10 protein-coding genes are annotated in these 13,893 nt (G+C 65.0%); 6 read left to right on the top strand and 4 right to left on the bottom strand.

Features of this window, described 5'->3' with window-relative positions; genetic code table 11:
- Positions 1-3: 3 nt before the first annotated feature.
- From FS845_RS16270 to FS845_RS16280, 3 genes are read right to left on the bottom strand one after another with little or no spacing between them, the layout of a single operon-like run.
- The gene (locus FS845_RS16270; RefSeq protein WP_144637166.1) at positions 4-1,383 is read right to left on the bottom strand and encodes an O-antigen ligase family protein; all 1,380 of its coding nucleotides are present in this window, start codon (positions 1,381-1,383) and stop codon (positions 4-6) included.
- On the bottom strand, positions 1,365-2,738 hold the full coding sequence (locus FS845_RS16275) for a polysaccharide biosynthesis tyrosine autokinase (RefSeq protein WP_144637168.1): 1,374 nt from the start codon (positions 2,736-2,738) through the stop codon (positions 1,365-1,367). Before FS845_RS16275 ends, FS845_RS16270 begins: the two co-directional genes overlap by 19 nt.
- Positions 2,735-4,126 carry a GumC family protein gene (locus tag FS845_RS16280; RefSeq protein ID WP_144637170.1) on the bottom strand — a complete coding sequence of 464 codons (1,392 nt, stop codon included), beginning with the start codon at positions 4,124-4,126 and terminating at the stop codon, positions 2,735-2,737. The genes FS845_RS16275 and FS845_RS16280 overlap by 4 nt, the downstream gene beginning before the upstream one ends.
- Positions 4,127-4,555: 429 nt before the next feature.
- Here FS845_RS16280 and FS845_RS16285 point away from each other — a divergent pair, with 429 nt between their 5' ends.
- The 5 genes from FS845_RS16285 (at position 4,556) to FS845_RS16305 (ending at position 9,954) form a co-directional block, all read left to right on the top strand.
- A complete protein-coding gene (locus FS845_RS16285) occupies positions 4,556-5,254 on the top strand; it encodes a response regulator (RefSeq protein WP_144637172.1) in 699 nt (232 codons plus the stop codon).
- 55 nt (positions 5,255-5,309) lie between these two features.
- Positions 5,310-6,686, top strand: a complete 1,377-nt coding sequence (locus FS845_RS16290) for a sensor histidine kinase (protein ID WP_144637395.1) — start codon at positions 5,310-5,312, stop codon at positions 6,684-6,686.
- A gap of 100 nt (positions 6,687-6,786) precedes the next feature.
- Complete coding sequence (locus FS845_RS16295; protein ID WP_144637174.1) at positions 6,787-7,791, top strand: Bug family tripartite tricarboxylate transporter substrate binding protein; 1,005 nt, start codon at positions 6,787-6,789, stop codon at positions 7,789-7,791.
- Between the two features lie 125 nt (positions 7,792-7,916).
- Entirely contained in the window at positions 7,917-8,357 is a 441-nt protein-coding gene (locus FS845_RS16300) for a tripartite tricarboxylate transporter TctB family protein (RefSeq protein WP_144637176.1), read from the top strand.
- A gap of 73 nt (positions 8,358-8,430) precedes the next feature.
- Positions 8,431-9,954: a tripartite tricarboxylate transporter permease gene (locus tag FS845_RS16305; RefSeq protein ID WP_144637178.1), complete on the top strand. Its 1,524-nt coding sequence runs from the start codon at positions 8,431-8,433 to the stop codon at positions 9,952-9,954.
- 204 nt (positions 9,955-10,158) lie between these two features.
- Here the strand turns inward: FS845_RS16305 and FS845_RS16310 are convergent, their stop codons facing one another.
- Positions 10,159-11,331, bottom strand: coding sequence for a pyridoxal phosphate-dependent aminotransferase (locus tag FS845_RS16310; RefSeq protein ID WP_144637180.1), 1,173 nt, complete (start codon positions 11,329-11,331; stop codon positions 10,159-10,161).
- Positions 11,332-11,666: 335 nt separating this feature from the next.
- Here FS845_RS16310 and FS845_RS16315 point away from each other — a divergent pair, with 335 nt between their 5' ends.
- Complete coding sequence (locus FS845_RS16315; protein WP_066124644.1) at positions 11,667-11,873, top strand: cold-shock protein; 207 nt, start codon at positions 11,667-11,669, stop codon at positions 11,871-11,873.
- Positions 11,874-13,893: the final 2,020 nt, after the last annotated feature.

Consider the following 13,893-nt stretch of genomic DNA (forward strand, 5'->3'; position numbering starts at 1 on the left):
CGATCATGCCCGTCCTTCGCCCGCGCCGACGGCGGTGCCCTGCGCATGGCGATGCAGGCGCAGGCGCGAGGAAACGATGATGGAGGAACAGATCAGCCACACGTACTCGAACTGCACGCCGCGGAACAGGATGCTTTCGGAGATGTTGCCAATGAGCACCAGCACGAAGAAGGCCCAGTGGAACGCGGCTTCGCCCCGGTCCACGCGCATCAGCCGCATCAACTGCCTGGCATGCACGAGGATGAAGCCCACCATGAGCGCCACGCCGATGATGCCCAGTTCGTTCAGCATGTCGAGGTAGCCGCTGTGCGCCTGCAGCGGAATGAAGTGCATGGCGTCGTAGATGTATTGCGAAGGACCGCCCACGCCCAGCCAGAATGCGCCATAGCCGATGCCGTGCCACGGGTGGCGCGCCACCTCCATCAGCACCAGCTGCCAGATCTCGGTGCGGCCCGTCAGGTCGGTGCTCTTGTTAAGCAGCGATGCCACCGGGCCCGCGATTTCTTCCCAGCGCGGCAGGCGGCCTTCCACGGAATAGAAGAAGTGCAGCAGCAGCATCAGCGCACACGCGGCGCCCAGCACGAGGATGATGCTGACGTGGCTGTTGGCAAGATAGCGCCGCGCCAGGTACAGGTAGAGGAACGATCCCATCGACGCCGTGATCAGCGACGTCGTGCTCCTGGCCAGCACCAGCATCAGCAGCGTGAACAGGATCGCGCCCACGCAGAGGCGCCAGTCCAGGCGCCGGATACGCAGTTCGCGCAGCCACAGCACCACGGTGAAGGCGCTGACGACGCCCAGCAGGTTCTTGTGCCAGAAAATGCCGCGCCACGCCGCGCCCAGCTCATAGTCCACGCCGACCTGCGGAACCAGCAGCGACACGAAGAAGCAGATCACCAGCAGGGGCGTGAACGTCGCCATCACCGTGGTGGCGAACTTCGACATGTTGCTGACCGGCGGCGCGATGGCCAGCCCTACCATGATGAAGCCCATGATCTGCACCACGCGCTTGAACGTGGTGACAGGGTAGGGCGACCACAGGATGGAACATGCGCTCCAGGCCAGCATCAGCAACAGGAACGGATTGACGGCGCGCAGATTGCGCCATGCGGTCTCGCGGTTCATCCACAGCAGCCAGGCGGCGATCAGGTAGACGCTGCCGAACACGACCGGCAGCTGCCAGGTGCCTTCGGCATAGCTGGTGTCCAGCACCGTGGAGGTCGCGAACAGGTTGGTGGTGCGGATGAGCGGAAAGCCGACGCTGAGCGCGATGATCAGCGTGATCAGCAGGCCCTGCAATGCCTGTCCGTTCAGGCCCTGCGCCACGGCGGGACGCGGCGGGACGTGCAGCACGGGCTTGCCGCTCAGCGTCGTCTCAGCCATCTGGCCCACCAGGATGTCCGGGCCGATCCGGCCTGCGGGCTGCCGTAGCTGTTGTAGACCGATCCCACCAGTTGCGCGCCCGCGCGCCGCATGCGCTCCTGCGTCTGGCGCAGGTCGGCCATCAGCGTCGCGTCCTGCCGGACCACCAGCATGCACACGTCGGTCTGGCTGGCGATGATCTGCGCGTCGGCCGACCGGTTGGCGGCCGGCGTATCGACCACGATCACGTCGAAGTCGTCCCGGAACCGGTCGATAAAGCGCTGCAGGGCCGGCGCCCCCAGGATTTCGGTCGGGTTGGGCGGCGTGGGCCCGCAGGAAAGCACGTGCAGCAGCGGAAAGCCCGGCACGCTCTGCCCCGGCGCGTGCGCCTCGCGGCCGGCCAGCATCGTGGACAGGCCGGCGCCGCCCTTCAGCTTGAACAGCTCGGAGCCCGCGCCGCCACGCAGATCCGCGTTGATCAGCAGCACGCGCTGGCCGGACTGCGAGTAGGCGACCGCCAGGCTGGCCGCCACGTACGACTTGCCGTCGCCATCGTTCGGGCTGACCACCGCCAGCGAGAAATGCTTGCGCGAATTCAGGCGCAGCGAGATCTCCGCGCGGATCTGCCGGATGGCCTCGGCCTCGCGGCCGAAGGGATTGTGCGCGATGGCCAGGCTGGTATGCAGCGTGGGGTGCGCCATCAGGGCGGTCGCGTAGTTGAACTGCTCGGACAGCGCGTTCTGCATGTCGCGCTCGGTCACGAAGCCCAGCCGGATCGCAGCTTCGCCGAAACGCAGGCCGGATTGCTGTTGCAGCTCGATGGTGCGTTGCACCTGTTCGGGCGTGAGCAGGCCGGCGCTGACCAGGCGTTCGCCCATCTTGCCGCCGCCGGCGGAAGCGCTTGGCGCAGGCGATTCGGACGCGGGGGCCTCGGGAGGCGCGCCATTCGCTTGCGATGCGGGCTCGAGCACGGCGGAGCCGGCGGGCATCGCCGGAGCAAGAAGCTCGGACGCCGCCGCGGCGGGCTCGGCGCGATTCGCGGGCGCGGCCGAGGCGTCGGACGGCGCACTGGCCGGGCAGACCGGAAGCGGCGCGTAGTCCACGGGCTGCGCATCCGGCGCGGAGCTGGATGCGGACGGCGGCGTCGCGGAGGGCAGCGTCGCAGACGCCGGCGCCGCTGCCGTGAACGGATCCTCATTGGCCGGCCGTGCCACCGCCGATTCAGGCGGCCGGGCAGGGATCTGGGGCGCGACCTGATCGCGCAGCAGGCTTGCCGGCTGCCAATCGACGAACGGCGACTGGGCCTGCCGCGCGGCCCGCGGTTCTGCCGAACCGGACGGATCGCGCGGCCGCGCCGAGTTGTTGAGTTTCGTCATGCCCGCATTCCCGCAGGCTCGGCCTCGGCGAAGCCTATCCGGCCCACCAACGGCATGGGGTCGCCCTGCTCGACGTCGCGCGCGCAGCGTATGCGGCGCGTGCGCAGTTCGAGCAGCAACGCCAGCATCACGCCGGCCGCCGCCCCCACCACCATGCTCAACAGCACGCTCTGTGTCTTGCGCGGCTTGGAAGGCCTGGTCGGCATTTCCGCGGCGCGCAGGATCGACAGGTTCGGCGTGGTGACGTTGCTGGCCATCAGAAGGCTGTCGTACTTCTGCAAGGCGGTGTTGTAGACCTGCTCGACGCCCGCCAGCTGCCGCTGGTAGGCCACCAGGCGGTCGCGCTGCGCCAGGCGTTCGATGACCTTGGCGCGCTGCGCATCGATGTCGCGCTGCAAGGCCTCGATCTGCCCCTGCAGCCGGGCCGGTTCGTCGCGTTCGGCGGCAAGCGCGGCACGAGCCTGCCGCGCGATGTTGCCCTGCAATTGCTGGCGCTCGGCCATCAGTCCCAGCATGGTCGGGTGGTTGGCGCCGATGGAGCCGCGCACTTCGCCGATCTGCCGATTGACGATGTTCAACGCTTCCTTCATGTCGTTCAGGGACAGCAGCTGCGCCACCTGCGGCAGGTCTTCCGGGCGCATGCCGGCCTGCAGCAGGCGGTCGTTGGCCTGGCTGCGCGCCTGGGCGGCCTGCAGCTGGTTCTGCAGGGCCAGCAGGTCCGTCGTCATCTGGTTGAGCCGGCGGGCCTCCAGGTCATCGGTCTGCTGGGCATCGATCAGCCCGGTCTCCTGCTGGTAACGCGTCAGCTTCTCCTGGATGTTGTCGACTTCGTTGCGCAACTCTTCCAGCTGGGCGTTGTATTGCTCGCTGCGCTGGCGTGCCGCGCGGGACGCCAGGTCCTGGCTGACCGCGATGTACGAATTCACGATGGCGTTGGCGTAGTCGCGCGCCTTCTCGGGCGTTTCGGCGGAGAAGGCCACGCTGAGCACGCGGCTGGTGCGCTGGCTGCTGACTTCGACGTTGCGCAGGATGGATTCGATCAGCTTGTCGTGCGCCTGGGGATCCTCGGCGCGGTTGCCCTTGGACAGTCCCAGGGTGCGGATCAGGCGCTCGGCGACCGCCTGGCTCTTGATCATGTCGACCTGCGTCTGCATGTAGCTCTCGTCCAGCATCGCGGAGAAGGAACGGCCGTTTACCGGGTCGTTTTCCTTGTAGTCGATGAAGACGTCGGCCGCCGACGTCCAGACCCGCGGGATGGCCAGTACCACGATCACTGTCAGCAGGATCACGCCCAGCGCCACCCCGACGATCAGCCGCAGGCGCGCCGCGAGCATGGCCTGCACCTGCGCCAATGAAAGGAGGCTGGAATCGGAGGACGAGGAATCCACGAGACGGCGGAGCGCCCATGGCGCAGGAAAAGGTCAACGAACGATTCTAACCGGACCTATTCGCACATTCGATGAAAACGGGGAGGCATCCTGCGCACCGTCGTATGGCCGCTGCAGTATCGTGCAGGCCGTCGCGCGGACCGCCTGTGGATAACTGCTATGAGGCCGAGTTGTGCACAGGGTGTGGAGCCGAATTGAACAAACCCGGTTTTCGGCCGCCTGTGGAAAAGTTGTTCAACTTCGACTTATCCCCAGAACAGACTTCGTGCACAAGCAAAAAAGGCTGCAAGCCGATGAAATAGAATCGCTTTTTCGGGTTGATGCAGTTATCCACAGTCCTTATCCATTACCAATCTTTTTATAAAGAACAACATAAGAGAAAACCTAAACCATGCCAGCCAGCCGCCACTCCTCCCTGGGCACACCACCATGCGTATCCTGCTGATAGAAGACGAAGCCGAGCTTGCGCACTGGCTGGCTCGTAGCCTCGCCCGCCATGCGGGCTTCGTCGTCGAATGGGCCAACGACGGCGTCGTGGCCGAGCGCCGGCTCACCCTGGAAGAATTCGACGCGGTCGTGCTGGACCTGGGGCTGCCTGGCATGGACGGCCACAGTCTCCTGTCGCGCATGCGCGCCAGGGACGACCGCACGCCCGTGCTGGTGCTGACCGCGCGCGACTCACTGGCCGAACGCATCGGAACCCTGCACGAGGGCGCCGACGATTTCCTGCCCAAACCGTTCGTCCTGGAAGAGGTCGAAGCGCGCCTGACGGCCCTGATCCGTCGCAGCCGGGGTCGCGAGCATCCGCGCATGGCATTGGGAAACCTGGTCCTGGACACCGCGTCGCAGCGTTTTACCGTGGCCGGCCAGGTGCTGCCGCTGTCTCCGCGCGAACACGCCGTGCTGCGCGTACTGATCCAGCGCAGCGGCGAACCCGTGGGCAAGCAGCAGATCCTGGACCGCATCCAGCCCGACGACAGCGAAGTCAACCTGGAAGCCGTGGAAGTCCTTGTCCACAGGCTGCGGAAGAAACTGGCCGGCACCGGCGTGCAGATCGTCACGCTGCGCGGCATGGGCTACAGCCTGGAGATCGCGGTTGAAAACCCCGCAGACGGCACGCCCCCGTAACCGCACCCTCAAGGCCGTCCTGCTGGGACGGCTGATTCCGGCGCTGGTCTGCGTGATGCTGGCCGCGCTGTACCTGTCCAACCACCAGCTGCGCGACCAGGTCGACCATGCCTACGACCGGTCGCTGTCCGGCGCGCTGCGCTCGATCGACCACAACATATCCACGGCAAGCGGCGGCCTGGCCATGGAGCAGCCTTATCTGCTGCTCGAGTTCTTCCAGTTGACCGCCACGGGCCACGTCTACTACCGGGTCGCCACCGAGGACGGACTGGCCGAGATCGGCAATCCTGGCCTGCCGCTGCCGAGCGAACCCCTGGTATCCGGCGAGCCCCGCTTCTTCTATGCCCAGTACGGCGAAGAGCTGGTCCGGGTGGCCGCTCTGGCGCGGCCGATGGATCCGCCGCTGTACAACGACAAGGGGGGCAGGGTGATCGTCCAGGTCGCCGAAAGCCTGGAAAGCCGCACAGAGGTCCTCCAGAGCGCTTTGGTGACTTCGGTAGGGCGGGACCTTGCCGTGGTGCTGATCAGCGTCCTGGTGGTCATCTGGAGCGTCTTCAGCGCCCTGGATCCCCTGGAACGCCTCAAGGAGGATCTGGAGACCCGTCCCGCGGACGATCTCAGCCCCGTCAGCGCTTCCGGAGTGCCGGGTGAGGTCCGACCCCTGGTCGATGCCGTAAACCTTCACATGGCCCGTTTTACGGACCAGGCGAGGGTGCAGCGGCAGTTCCTGGACGACGCCTCCCACCAGTTGCGCACACCCCTGTCGGTCCTGCGTACCCAGACGGCCTATGCGCTGCGCGAGGAAGACCCCGCCGAAATCCGCGCCGCCCTGTTGGGCATGCAGGAGGGGCTTGACCATGCGGTCCGCACCACCAACCAGATGCTGTCCCTGGCCCGGGCCAAGGACGCCACCCTGGCGGAAGGGGGCGCGGCCTTCGAGTCCGTGAATCTCGTGGAATTGGCGAACACGGTCGTCCGGGCCCTGCTGCCCGCCGCCCGGGCACGCAGGCTGGACCTGGGCCTGGACTTGCCCGACGCGGCCGTCATGGTCAAAGGCCTGGAGTGGCTGCTGCGCGAGGCCCTGAGCAACCTGCTGGACAACGCCATCCGCTACACCCCGGACGGCGGCGAGATCACCGTGCGCGTCGTGCGCGAGGCCAACGCGGCCTGCGTGGTGGTCGAGGACAGCGGCGCGGGCATGTCGCAACTGGACATCGAACGGGCCGGCGTGCGCTTTCGCCGGGGGGCGGCCGGGAAGAACAAGGGTGGCGCCGGACTGGGCCTGGCCATCGTCGGCACCATCATGGAAATCCACGGCGCCAGACTGCTGATCGAGAACCGCCCAGGGCGCGCCGGACTGCGCGTGGCACTAGTGTTTACCCTCGATTCGCCCCGGTTTGGTGCGACGCACCAGAAAAATGCATTGAGTTGAAAGGGTCCGGAAAGGGACGGTTATGTACGGTTGCGCTCCAGCGGGAGGCGAAAGGCCCCTCCGCACGACATACATCTACAAACCTGACGGAGACCGCAAGATGCAGATCCCGCTGAAATCGCGCCTGGGCGCGGCACTGGGCGCGTTCGCGCTGACCCTTCTCTCGCTGGCCTCGTCGGCCCAGGCCGCCGACGAACCCCGCCGTCCCGAATGCATCGCTCCCGCGCAGCCCGGCGGCGGCTTCGACCTGACCTGCCGCCTGGCCACTGAAGGCCTCAAGAGCAGCGGCGCGCTGAAGGCCCCGATGCGCGTGGTCTATATGCCCGGCGGCATTGGCGCCGTGGCCTACAACAACATCGTGGCCCAGCACCCGAACGAGCCCGGCACCATCGTGGCGTATTCGGGCGGCTCGCTGCTGAACCTGGCCCAGGGCAAATTCGGCAAGTACTCGGTCAACGACGTGCGCTGGGTCTCCGGCATCGGCACCGACTACGGCGTGGCCGTGGTGCGCGCCGACTCGCCGTACAAGGACCTCAAGAGCCTGATGGACGCCTTCAAGGCCGACCCGACCAAGATCGTGCTGGGCGCCGGCGGCACCGTGGGCAGCCAGGACTGGATGAAGGCGGCGCTGACGGCCAAGGCCGCCGGCGTGGATTTCAAGCGCATGCGCTTCGTGGCGTTCGAAGGCGGCGGCGAAGCCGTCACCGCGCTGCGCGGTGGCCACATCCAGGCCTACATGGGCGATGCGGCCGAGGCGTTCACGATGCTGGAAGGCGGCGCGCCGATCCGCATCCTGGCCGTGTTCAACAGCGACCGCCTGCCGGGCAAGCTGGCCGACGTGCCCACCGCCAAGGAGCAGGGCTACGACATCGTGTGGCCGATCATCCGCGGCTTCTACGTCGGCCCCAAGGTGTCGGACGCCGACTATCAGTTCTGGGTCGACGCGTTCAACAAGATGATGGCCGATCCCCAATACGAAAAGCTGCGTAATCAGCAGGGCCTGTTCCCGTTCAACAAGACGGGCAAGGAACTGGACGACTACGTCAAGCAGCAGGTCAAGCAGTACACCGAACTGGCCGACGGTTTCGGCCTGATCAAGAAGTAAGACGCGCATCGGCGACGGACGCGCGGCCGCGGGCCGCCGTCCCGTCGCGCGACGCGCACGTGGCCTGAAGGCGCCGTGGGACGGCGCGCGGGCGGCGCTGTGCGCCAACTCCAGGAATACGGATCATGAATGATCGAATTTTGGGCGTCTTCGCCCTGTTCCTGGCCGCCTTCATCACCTGGGGCGGCTGGGACATCGAGGCGCCGTTCTCGTACGAGCCGGTCGGTCCGCGCGCCTTCCCGATGCTGCTGGCCGTCATCATCGCCCTCTGCGGGCTGTGGCTGGTCTTCAAGGGCGGCGCCCGGCACATGGAAACGAACCCTCCCGGCGCCAACGGCCGCATCTTCATGATGGTCGTGTACGCCGCGATCTATGCCGTGCTGTTCCAGTGGCTGGGTTTCGTGTTGTCCACGGCGCTGATGACGGTCTTCGTCGGCCGCCTGTTCGGCGGCGGCTGGGGCAAATGCGCCCTGGGCGGCGCGGTGATGGGCGTGCTGTTCTTCCTGTTGTTCGACAAAGTGCTCGACGTCGTGTTGCCGGCGGGCGTCCTGGGAGGCTTGCTATGAGCCCCACACTCACCATGTTCGTTGCCCCCCGTGGGGGCGTCGGCCTCTTTGCGGCGGCCATGCGGAGGCTGAAATGAGCGGCATCTTCGACCACCTCGCAATCGGCTTCGGCGTTGCGTTCTCGCTGACCAACCTGCTGGTCGCGGCCATCGGTTCCTTCTTCGGCACCATGGTCGGCGTGCTGCCCGGGCTGGGTCCCATCAACGGCGTGGCCATGCTGATCCCCATCGCGTTCGCGATGAATCTGCCGCCCGAGACCGCGCTGATCCTGCTGGCCGCGGTGTACGTGGGCGCAGAGTACGGCGGCCGCATCACCTCGATCCTGCTGAACGTGCCCGGCGAAGCCAGCGCGATCATGACCACGCTGGATGGCTATCCGCTGGCCCGCCAGGGCCTGGCCAGCGTGGCGCTGTCGCTGTCGGCCTGGTCGGCGTTCTTCGGCGCCATCGTGTCGGTCACCGGCATCATCATCCTGGCGCCGCTGCTGGCGCAATGGGCGCTGGCGTTCGGCCCTGCCGAGTACTTCGTGCTGATGGTGTTCGCGTTCTGCTGCCTGACCAGCCTGCTGGGCAAGGAGCCCGTCAAGGGCGTGCTGGCCGCGATGATCGGCCTGTTCATCTCGGTGGTGGGCGTGGACGCCAACTCGGGCGTGTACCGCTACACCTTCGACATGGTCCACCTGTCCGACGGCATCGACTTCGTGGTCGTCGTGATCGCGCTGTTCGCCGTGGCCGAGATGCTGGAAATGCTCGAGAAGGTGGCGGGCGGCCAGAGCGTGGAGGTCAAGCCCAGCGGCCGCAAGCTGTTCAACCTGGCCGAGATGGCGTTCACGTGGTGGAGCGTGGTGCGCAGCGCGCTGGTCGGTTTCGTGGTCGGCGTGCTGCCGGGCGCGGGCGCCAGCGTGGCCGCCGCCGTGGCCTACTCGCAAGAGAAGCGCATCATCGAGAACAAGGACCCCAACGCCAAGTTCGGCAAGGGCGACATGCGCGGCCTGGTCGCGCCCGAAGCCGCCGCCACCGCCTCGGCCATCGGTTCCTTCGTGCCGATGCTGACGCTGGGCGTGCCGGGCTCGGGCACCACCGCCGTGATGATGGGCGCGCTGACGCTCTACAACATCACGCCGGGCCCGGTGCTGTTCGACACCAAGCCCGAGCTGGTCTGGGGCCTGATCGCGTCGCTGTTCATCGCCAACGTGCTGCTGTTCGTCATGAACGTGCCCATGGTGCGCGTGTTCGCCAAGGTGCTGTCCGTGCCGGGCTGGCTGATGGTGCCGGGCATCCTGTGCATCAGCTACATCGGTGTGTATGCGATCAACGCGGGGTCGTTCGATCTGCTGATGGTGGTCGCGCTCGGTACGCTGGGCTATTTCCTGCGCAAGTTCAACGTACCCATGGCGCCGATGGTGCTGGGCGTGGTGCTGGGCGACATGATGGAGCAGAACCTGCGCCGTGCGCTGTCGATGACCAATGGTGAAGTCTCCGTGCTGTACGCCAGCGGCGTATCGCAAGGTCTGTGGATTGCCGCCGTAGCCGTGGTGGGTGTGCCGATGCTGATGCGTGTGCTGCGCCGCAAGCGCAAGCAGGACGCCGCGGGCTGATCCGCCTGGCTGACGTTTGCAGGGGCCGCTGTCGCGGCCCCTTTTTTATGCGTCGATCGTCGTGAGCCAGTGATGCGGCATGGCTCCGCATCCGGTCATCGGGACCGCGCCGATGGCCGCTTTGCCTGTCGACATGGGCAGCTCGGGCGTGGAGCGCGGCCTCCTTGCCGGTATTGGCGATGCTTGAAGTGTCAAGCAGATTGTTCAGGCTTGGACCTTCTTCAGCCGCTCGATGGCGGCGTCCAGCGTGGCGTCGCGCTTGGCGAAGCAGAAGCGTACGATGCGATGGTTGGATTCGGCCGCGTTCGGGTCGCGATAGAACGCCGATACCGGGATCACCGTCACGCCGTGTTCCACGGTCAGCTGCCGCGCGAAATCCGCTTCGTTCTGCTGCGACAGCGCGCCGTAGTCCGCCAGCAGGAAGAAGGTGCCGGGGCTGGGCAGCGGGCGGAACTGCGTGCCTGCCAGGCCCGCCGACAGGCGATCGCGCTTGGCCTGGTAGAACGCCGGAAGGTCGAGATACGGCTGCGGGTCCTGCATGTACTCGGCCAGCGCGAACTGCATCGGCGACGGTACGGTGAACACCATGAACTGGTGCACCTTGCGCAGTTCGGCGCTCAGCTCGCGCGGCGCGCAGCAGTAGCCGATCTTCCAGCCCGTGGTGTGATAGGTCTTGCCGAAAGACGAGATGATGAAGGCGTGCCGGGCCAGCAGCGGCCGGCGCGCCAGGCTGTTGTGCGGCACGCCGTCGAACACGATGTGCTCGTACACCTCGTCGGACACCAGCAGGATGCCCGTGTCGCGCACGATGGCCTCCAGCGCGTCCAGGTCGCTCTCCTGCAGCACCGCGCCCGTCGGGTTGTGCGGGAAGTTCAGCATCAGCAGGCGCGTGCGTGGCGTGATGGCGTCGCGCACGCGTTGCCAATCGACCCGGTAGTACGGATCAGCCTCCGTAGGCGGGCGCAGGGGCACGGGCACGGCCGTGCCGCCGGCCAGGCGGATGGCGGGCAGGTACGAGTCGTAGCAGGGCTCGATCACTACCACTTCGTCGCCGGTATTCACCGCCGCCAGCACCGTGGCCATCAACGCTTCCGTGGCGCCGCTGGTGACCGTGATCTCCGTCTCCGGGTCATAGGCATGGCCGTACAGTGTCTGTACCTTGGCGGCGATTGCGGCGCGCAGCGGGGCCACGCCGGGCATGTACGGGTACTGGTTGTGTCCGTCGGCCATCGCCTTGGACACCAGCCCGCACAGCCTCGGATCCGGGTCGAAATCAGGAAATCCCTGCCCCAGGTTGATGGCCTGGTGCTCGATGGCCAGGCGGCTCATCACGGTGAAGATGGTGGTGCCTACGTCGGGAAGCTTGGAGCGGATCATGGTCTGGGGTGTCGGCGCGATGCGGTAGGCCGGGCAGGGCTTCTCTGGCCCAGGCCGGGGTTGGCAAGAATGATACGTCTTCCCGCCGCCGCCGCCGCGATGCACAACTGCCTGATAGGGGACTGAAAGAAATGCGACATTGGGGTAAACAACCAGTTGTATACCGCCAGGGCCGTGAGTATGCTGCCTCTGCAGTTGACTCAAGCAGTGCGCAAGCTTGGTTGCAGTGTCCAGATTGGCCTTACGCCACTTCCATGGGCGTCCGCCCGCCAGGTGTAGGTCTCAGCGTCCTTGATTCACTTGCATTTCGTTTTCATCATCTGGACGCAATACAAATGGCACAAAAAGGCAAGGTCAAGTGGTTCAACGCTGACAAGGGCTATGGTTTCATCACTCCGGACGAGGGCGGCACTGAAGTGTTCGCCCATTTCTCGGCTATTCAAGGCCGTGGCTATCGCAGCCTGAACGAAGGCCAGGAAGTCGAATACGAGGTGAAAGACGGCCCCAAGGGCCCGCAGGCCGCGGAAATCCGCCCCCTGTAAGCCCCACCGGTTTTCCCGATCCGGTGCTTCGCGTGCCGGTCTTTGACGCCCCACCGCCCATGGCGAGTGGGGCGTTTACATTTGTACAGGTACAAATCCAGGTGCGTCCAGGTGCTGCCAGCACGGCTACACCGCTCGGGCCGTTTCTGTGGATAACTTTATTTTCTCAGGCTGCCAGCCGGTAGCCGGCCACCGTTCGAACACCGCAGGCCATCTCTCGCGTAATACAGTTTTACACATCCTCGATTGTGTTTTGACCACAGTCGGCCGCTGTGAGCATTCTTCTTGGGGATATCAAAAAATGGGATGGAGCCTCAATTGCTGTGTGGTTTCTTCGAATTATGCTGCTCCGCACATAGCGATTATGGCTAATAGTGGGATTTTTCTCATTTTGAGTGTTACCTCGTCCGGTCTGCCTGTCGCCTCCCATATACTTTTTCCACCAGGTTGCTCACATAGATATCCACAATCTTGGCGGCTTTCATCGGACCTTATTTTGGTACATCACGGGGCTTGGCGGGGTGTGGATATCGTTGGGGATTACGGCCACGTTGGGTGTTCAACATGGAGCACCTATGTAGATGGTGTCTTCGGCATTTTGCCCGGCGGGATTCAGATGTGGAGGAGAAAGCTGCCGGGTGTTGGCATGTCAGTTTGCTTACTGAAGTTCGCCAAGATACTGCCGTTCGGAAAGCAATAGTGCGATCGGCTTAGGAGTTACGGCTATACCGCTGCCACAGACGGTTCCACGTGGAACGATACATTTTGTATATATATTGTATCTAGTTGTATTTTATCGGTTCTATCGCGTTTGTGCCCTCTCCAGAGCGCGTGTTGAAGCTGTCAGCTACCGGGCTGTGGATATCTGAAAAGCGAGCTTAGGCTGGCTTGGCGAGTCTGCTTATCAACAGGCAACGTTGGCAACCTGGCGCACGGGTGACCAGTTGTCCCCAGCGAAGCATACAGACTCCCTGGAGCAACGGAGTTATCCCCACCGCCGCAGCTTCGAAGTATTCGATCTTTCCACAGCCTGCGTTGCCGGGGTCATGGAGCGCTGTGGAAAACTCGAACATCGTATCGTGTTGTGCGAATGCCGAGAGGGGCTGGGGGTACGTCTTCGCTGCCGGTTGCAGGCTTTGCTTGGACTGGCGCAGCCTACACCGCTTTTCTCGTTATCCACAGGTGGCCTCAGTCGCTTGGTATTTCACGTGAAATCCCATTTCGGTTGCGTCCTGGTCTAGCCGGGTGAGGGGATCGACCAATGAGGCTGTCGGGTTCGATTCTCGATGATGCATTCCCGGACCGGTGTGCATTGCGACGCGAGGGAGCGAATGGGGGCCAGCGCGCATGCTGTCGCATTCATGTGGGATAGGTCCGTCGCACCGCCAAGCGCCCTGCATGGGAAGCATTGGTGGTTGACCGCTGCGGCCCTACGGCGGCTTGAGATGACGGGGCCTGGCCGGCCGACGCCGGCTGGACGAGGATCGACGACGGGTGAGTCGTCTGGCCGGCGTCACAGCACAGGCGTCGACCTCGCTGCCGTACTCTTCATGGGAGATGCTGCGCCGGAATGTAGGACTGTCATGGCGGCATGGACAGGAGGCCTTTGAGGGACGCTGGGATATCTCTCGTTGGGCAGCCATCCGCAGGCCGACAATACGCGGTGCGTCGCTGGGTTCCCCGCATAGCCTTGCGGTAGGTATTGAAGCCACGCCGTACTCTTGCATATGTGGTGCGAGAATGGGGGTGATGACGTCACCGACGTCCATAGCGGTACTTGTAGCAACGTTCAAAGCATGCCGCTGATGCGGGCACTGCTGTAGCTGGCAGCCCGGCTGCGAAATGCTCGTACCTGGCGTATATAAGCCAGTGGCCGGGGATTGTTTGGCCTGCCAGCTGCTTTGGAGGGGCCGCCCACGGCGAACTAAGGTGGAGTCCTGTCCCACCAGGGAAGGGCGGTTATACGGTCTTAGCAGGAGTCTGCTCATGCCGCTGCCGGATCCGTTCTGTCCAGGCATAA

Source organism: Bordetella genomosp. 13, from assembly GCF_007679965.1.
Classification (GTDB): Bacteria; Pseudomonadota; Gammaproteobacteria; order Burkholderiales; family Burkholderiaceae_B; genus Bordetella.

Excerpts from the sequence above, each read along its gene's own strand:
- FS845_RS16270 (WP_144637166.1), bottom strand. The coding sequence starts at position 1,383 with ATGGCTGAGACGACGCTGAGCGGCAAGCCCGTGCTGCACGTCCCGCCG.
- FS845_RS16275 (WP_144637168.1), bottom strand. The coding sequence starts at position 2,738 with ATGACGAAACTCAACAACTCGGCGCGGCCGCGCGATCCGTCCGGTTCG.
- FS845_RS16285 (WP_144637172.1), top strand. The coding sequence starts at position 4,556 with ATGCGTATCCTGCTGATAGAAGACGAAGCCGAGCTTGCGCACTGGCTG.
- FS845_RS16290 (WP_144637395.1), top strand. The coding sequence starts at position 5,310 with ATGCTGGCCGCGCTGTACCTGTCCAACCACCAGCTGCGCGACCAGGTC.
- FS845_RS16295 (WP_144637174.1), top strand. The coding sequence starts at position 6,787 with ATGCAGATCCCGCTGAAATCGCGCCTGGGCGCGGCACTGGGCGCGTTC.
- FS845_RS16300 (WP_144637176.1), top strand. The coding sequence starts at position 7,917 with ATGAATGATCGAATTTTGGGCGTCTTCGCCCTGTTCCTGGCCGCCTTC.
- FS845_RS16305 (WP_144637178.1), top strand. The coding sequence starts at position 8,431 with ATGAGCGGCATCTTCGACCACCTCGCAATCGGCTTCGGCGTTGCGTTC.
- FS845_RS16310 (WP_144637180.1), bottom strand. The coding sequence starts at position 11,331 with ATGATCCGCTCCAAGCTTCCCGACGTAGGCACCACCATCTTCACCGTG.
- FS845_RS16315 (WP_066124644.1), top strand. The coding sequence starts at position 11,667 with ATGGCACAAAAAGGCAAGGTCAAGTGGTTCAACGCTGACAAGGGCTAT.